Source organism: Frankia sp. AgKG'84/4 (assembly GCF_023242965.2).
Classification (GTDB): Bacteria; Actinomycetota; Actinomycetes; order Frankiales; family Frankiaceae; genus Frankia.
In genome coordinates, this window is the sequence record NZ_JALKFU020000383.1 from 1 (window position 1) to 5093 (window position 5093).

General features: G+C 73.1%; 5 protein-coding genes. 4 read left to right on the forward strand and 1 reads right to left on the reverse strand.

Features of this window, described 5'->3' with window-relative positions:
- A partial coding sequence (locus MXD58_RS19520; RefSeq protein WP_250609693.1) for a glycosyltransferase occupies nucleotides 1–234 on the forward strand: 234 nt, incomplete at its 5' end.
- Between the two features lie 96 nt (nucleotides 235–330).
- Here MXD58_RS19520 and MXD58_RS19525 read toward each other — a convergent pair.
- Nucleotides 331–2133 carry an AMP-dependent synthetase/ligase gene (locus MXD58_RS19525; protein ID WP_248837229.1) on the reverse strand — a complete coding sequence of 601 codons (1803 nt, stop codon included), beginning with the start codon at nucleotides 2131–2133 and terminating at the stop codon, nucleotides 331–333.
- Between the two features lie 290 nt (nucleotides 2134–2423).
- On the opposite strand from MXD58_RS19525, the gene MXD58_RS19530 reads away from it, so the two are divergent.
- The 3 genes from MXD58_RS19530 (at nucleotide 2424) to MXD58_RS19540 (ending at nucleotide 5009) form a co-directional block, all read left to right on the forward strand.
- Nucleotides 2424–3191 (forward strand): metallophosphoesterase family protein, encoded by a 768-nt coding sequence (locus MXD58_RS19530; RefSeq protein ID WP_248837230.1) that lies wholly within the window; start codon nucleotides 2424–2426, stop codon nucleotides 3189–3191.
- Between the two features lie 159 nt (nucleotides 3192–3350).
- Nucleotides 3351–3785, forward strand: coding sequence for an SRPBCC family protein (locus MXD58_RS19535; RefSeq protein ID WP_248837231.1), 435 nt, complete (start codon nucleotides 3351–3353; stop codon nucleotides 3783–3785).
- Between the two features lie 6 nt (nucleotides 3786–3791).
- Complete coding sequence (locus MXD58_RS19540) at nucleotides 3792–5009, forward strand: ArsA family ATPase (protein WP_248837232.1); 1218 nt, start codon at nucleotides 3792–3794, stop codon at nucleotides 5007–5009.
- The last annotated feature ends 84 nt before the right edge of the window (nucleotides 5010–5093 follow it).

Below are 5093 nucleotides of genomic sequence, written 5' to 3' on the forward strand. Positions count from 1 at the left end.
GTGCTCGACGGCCGTACGGGCCGGGTCGTGGAAGGCACCGACCTCGACCAGGTGCGGGCCGCGGTCGGGGATCTGCTCGCCGACCCGGGCCGGGCGGCGGCGATGGGCGCCGCCGGCCGGGACTGGGTCCTGCGGCGTTGGCGCTGGGACGTCCTCGCCGGCGAACTGCGCGGCCTGCTCGCCGGCGGCGACGACATCGGCGCGGGCAGCGACACTGCCACCGAGCGTCCCTAGGCGCCAGGTCGTGTCCGGCCGCTCATGCTGGGGCCCCCCGACCACCGACCCCCCCGACCCCCGACCCCCCGACAGCGCCCAGCCGCCAGCGACCGGTCAGCGGCGGTCGTCGGGGTAGAGGCTCTGGACCGCGGTGGCGAAACGCTCGAGCACCAGGGATCGGCGGACCTTCAGACTGGGGGTGAGCTCGCCGCCCTCCACGGTGAAGTCCTGCGGGAGGATCACGAACCGGCGGATGCTCTCCGCGCGGGAGACGGTGAGGTTCGCCGCGTCCACCGCGCGTTGGACCTCGGCGCGCAGGTCGGGATCGTCGACGAGGTCCGCGACCTCGGCCGTGGCGGGCTTGCCGGCACCGTCGCGCCAGCGCTCGAACGCCTCCGGATCAATGGTGATCAACGCCGCGATGAACGGCCTCCCGTCGCCGACCAGCATCGCCTGGCTGACCACCGGGTTCGACTGGATGACGTGTTCCAGCGGCGCCGGGGCGACGTTCTTGCCGCCGGCGGTGACCAGCAGCTCCTTCTTGCGGCCGGTGACCCGCAGGTAGCCGTCGTCGTCGAGGCTGCCGAGGTCGCCGGTGTGCAGGAAGCCCTCGGCGTCGAGCGCCTCTTTCGTGGCGGCCTCGTTGTTGTGGTACGCGCGGAACAGCAGCGGCCCCCGGATGAGGATCTCGCCGTCCTCGGCAATGCGCACGGTGACGCCGGGCAGCGGCTGGCCGACGGTGCCCATCCGGACCGTCTCCGGTCGGTTCGCCGTCGCCGGGGCGGTGGTCTCGGTCAGGCCGTAGCCCTCCACGACCGTGAAGCCGATGCCGCGGAAGAAGTGCCCGAGCCGCACGCCCAGCGGCGCCCCGCCGCTGATCGCGTAGCGGGCGTTGCCGCCGAGGGCGGCCCGCAGCTTGCCGTAGACCAGCGTGTCGAACACCCGGTGCCGCAGGCGCAGCGCCAGGCCGGGGCCGCCGTCGTCGAGGGCCTCGCTGTACGCGATGGCGGTGGCCTCGGCGGCGTCGAAGATCCGGCCCCGGCCGTCGGCATGCGCCTTGTTGCGCGCCCCGGCGTGGACCTTCTCGAACACCCGGGGGACGGCGAGCACGAAGCTCGGTCGGGTCAGCGCCAGGTCGGCGAGCAGGGTGCGGGTGTCCGGGGAGAACGCGAGGTTCTGGCCGCTCTGGACCGCGCCGACCTGGAGCATCCGCGCGAAGACATGCGCGAGCGGCAGGAACAGCAGGGTGGCGGAGTCCGACGAGAACACCTGGGGCAGCATGGCGATCGACGCCTCGGCGACGAACAGCAGCGCCCGGTGGGTGATCTCGCAGCCTTTCGGCTGCGCGGTCGTCCCGGACGTGTAGATGATCGTCGCCAGGCTGTCGGCGGTGAGGCCCGCGCGCGCCGCGCTGAGCCGTTCGGGATCGACGTCCGCCCCCGCGGCCCGCAGCGCCTCGACCGCGCCGTCGTCGATCACCAGCACCTCGCGCAGCACCGGTGCCTGCGGGCGGACCAGTGCCACCCGCTCGGCGAGCTCCGCGTCCTCCACGACGAGCAGCTCGATCGCCGAGTCGCGCAGGATCCACTCGATCTGGGCCGGGCTGGACGTCTCGTAGATCGGCACGGTGACGGCGCCGGCGGCCCACGTCGCGAAGTCGAGCAGGGTCCACTCGTACCGGGTCCGGCTGAGAATGCCCACCCGCCCGCCGGGGCCCACCCCGCGGGCGACGAGCCCGCGGCCGACGTCGACGACCGCGTCGCGGAACTCGGCGACCGTGATCCCGACGTACTCGCCGCCGACCTTGTGCCGCAGGAGGATTTTGTCGGGGGTGAGGTCCGCGTTGCTGAACACCGCGTCGGTCAGCGTCGCACGGTCGGCGATGGTGACCAGAGGGGCGGAGGTGAACTCGCGCACTGCTGCTCCTACCAGTTCGCGGGCGTGCGTCGGACGCCTCGGTTGCCCGCCGGACGGCGACGCGATGGGCCAGCGGCTGGACTGTCCCGGGGCCCCAGACGTTAGCGGCCTCGGCGTACGTTGGCGACCGTACCGCGGAGATCCACCGGGTGCCCCGTCCACGGGCGGGTTCCAGCCTCGGCGCGGGGTTCCCGGCGCCGCGGGGTCGGTCCGCCCGCCCCGGCGCACGGGCGCGTACCGGCACCTCCGGGTCGGGCCGGAGGACCCCTTCGCGGCCTTAGGCTGCTGTCATGCGGGTCCACGTGGTGAGCGACGTGCACGGCCGCGCGGACGCCCTGCCCGCCGCCGCCGAGGGCGCCGACGCCTTCATCTGCCTCGGTGACCTGGTTCTCTTCATCGACTACCGGGACCACAGTCGCGGGATCATGGGAGATCTGTTCGGCGCCGAGGCGGTCGGCCGGATGGTCGAGCTGCGCACCGCGCAGCGTTTCGACGAGGCGCGGGAGTGGTCCCGCTCGCTGTGGGCGCGCCTGGGCGGCGACCGCACGCGGATCGTCGAGGACGCCGTCCGCCGGCAGTACGCGCAGCTGTTCGCCGCCTTCCCGACGCCGACCTACCTGACGTTCGGCAATGTCGACCTGCCCCATCTGTACCCGGAGTTCCTGCGCGAGGGCATCACCCTGCTCGACGGGCAGGCCGTCGACATCGGCGGCTGGCGGTTCGGTTTCGTCGGCGGCGGGCTGCGCACGCCGATGCGCACCCCGTACGAGATCGACGAGGACGTCTTCGCCGCCAAGGTGGTCGCCCTCGGCGAGGTCGACGTGCTGTGCTGCCACATTCCGCCGCACCTGCCGGAGCTGGTCTACGACGTGACGGCGCGTCGTTTCGAGCGGGGCAGCGCCGCCATCCTGGCGGCCATTCATGACAGCCGGCCGCGTTACGTGCTGTTCGGCCACGTGCACCAGCCTCTCACCGCCCGCCTCGAGGTCGGCGCAACGCGATGCGTGAACGTCGGCCATTTCAACGCCCGGGGAACGCCCTTCGTCCTGGAGTGGTAGCCAGCCGCTCGCCGGTATGCGGCCCATGTTCCGGTAGCCTCAGGCGATCGGTCGGGGATGATCCGGCACCTTGGGGGACCCGGGGATCCGGGAACCGATGGGCCGGCGACGCCGCGCTCCTTCAGACGTGCTTGAACGAATGTGGAGGTGCATCTCTCCATGGCGGACCACGCCCAATCGAAGATCGTCATCAACGCCCGGCCGGCTGCGGTGATGGGCGCGATCGCTGACATCCCCGCCTACCCGACCTGGGTCGGCCAGATCGAGGAGGCCGAGGTGCTCGAGGTCGGCCCCGAAGGCCGCCCGCGGCGCGCACGCTTCCGGATCAACGCTGTCGTGGTGAAGGACGAGTTCGTCAACGAGTACACCTGGACCGGCGACGAACAGGTCACCTGGTCCATGGTGGAGGGCGAGGCGATGTCGTCCCAGGACGGCAGCTACACGCTGCGCGATCTCGGTGACGGCACCACGGAGGTCACCTACGACCTCACCGCCGAGACCAAGATCAAGATCCCTGGCCTGCTGCGACGCAAGGTGCAGAGCGGCATCGTCGACGCCGCCGTGAAGGACCTCAAGAAGCACGTCGAGAGCTGAACGCGCGTGCGCTGTGTGCTCGTCACGGGTAAGGGCGGCGCCGGTACCACGACGGTGGCGGCGGCGTCGGCGGTGCTCGCCGCCCAGCGGGGGCACCGCACCCTGCTGCTGTCCGTCGACCCGGCGGCCGGCCTCGCCGGCGTGCTCGACCATCCCCTCGGACCGGATCCGACGGAGCTCGAGCCCGGACTCGTCGCCCAGCAGGTCGACCTGCGCCGCGTCGTCGCCGCCCGCTGGCCGGCGGTGCGTGCGGTGCTGGCCGATGCCTGGCCGGCGATCGACGTCGACCCGGTCGAGCTCGAGGAGCTCGCGTTCCTGCCGGGCGCCATCGAGACGCTGATGCTGCTGGAGCTGCGGGACCGGCTGACCGGCGGCGAGCACGACATTGTGATCGTCGACGGTGGGCCGGTCGCCGGCCTGCTGCGGCTGCTGGCCTTCCCGGAGACGCTGTCGTGGTACTGCCGGCGGCTGCTGCCGCCCGACGGCGCGTTCGCCCGCTGGCTGCGACCCGGCTTCGGGTGGGCCGCAGCGCTCGGCGGTCGCTGGGGCAGCCTCGCCGCGCCCGCGTACGACACCGTCTCCCGGGTGCACCGGGCCGCCGTCGACCTGCGGGCGATCCTCACCGACCACGCGTCCACCAGTGTCCGGCTGGTCCTCACGCCGGAGAGCGGCTCGCTGAGCGCCGCCCGGGGCAGCCTCACCGCCCTGGCCCTGCACGGATACACCCTCGACAGCGTCGTGGTGAACCGCATCCTGTCCCCGGTCGGTGGTGATGCCTGGCGGGCCGGCTGGGCTGCGGCGCACCGGGAGACCCTCGCCGACATCCGCGACGCGTTCTCGCCGACGCCGGTCCTGCCGGTGGGCTACCGCCCCGGGGAACCGATCGGCATGGAGGAACTCGCGGCCTTCGGCGCGGCCGCCTACGGCGAACTAGACCCGGCCGGCGTGCTCGGTTCCGCGCTGGGTGGCTCCGTCGGCGGGCAGCCCCGGGTGGAGCGCACGGAGGAGGGCTTCGCGCTGTCGTTCGGGCTGCCGTTCGTCGACGGATCGAGCGTCGATCTCGCCCGGCTGGGCGACGACCTGGTGGTGACCGTGGGCGCGTTCCGCCGCGCCGTTGCGCTGCCGGCCGCGCTGCGTCGCTGCGAGGTGAGCACTGCCCGGCTGCGCGGCGACCAACTGATCATCTCGTTCGTCCCCGACCCGGACCAGTGGGTGCGGGCATGACGCCCACGGCCGACGGCGGCGCTGTCGGGGATGCCGGGCGCCGCCCGCTGACGCCCGGCCCGCTCGCGGTCGAGGCCGCCCTGC

Bases quoted from the DNA above. Each gene is read 5' to 3' on its own strand.
- MXD58_RS19535 (WP_248837231.1), top strand. From the start codon at position 3,351: ATGGCGGACCACGCCCAATCGAAGATCGTCATCAACGCCCGGCCGGCT.
- MXD58_RS19530 (WP_248837230.1), top strand. From the start codon at position 2,424: ATGCGGGTCCACGTGGTGAGCGACGTGCACGGCCGCGCGGACGCCCTG.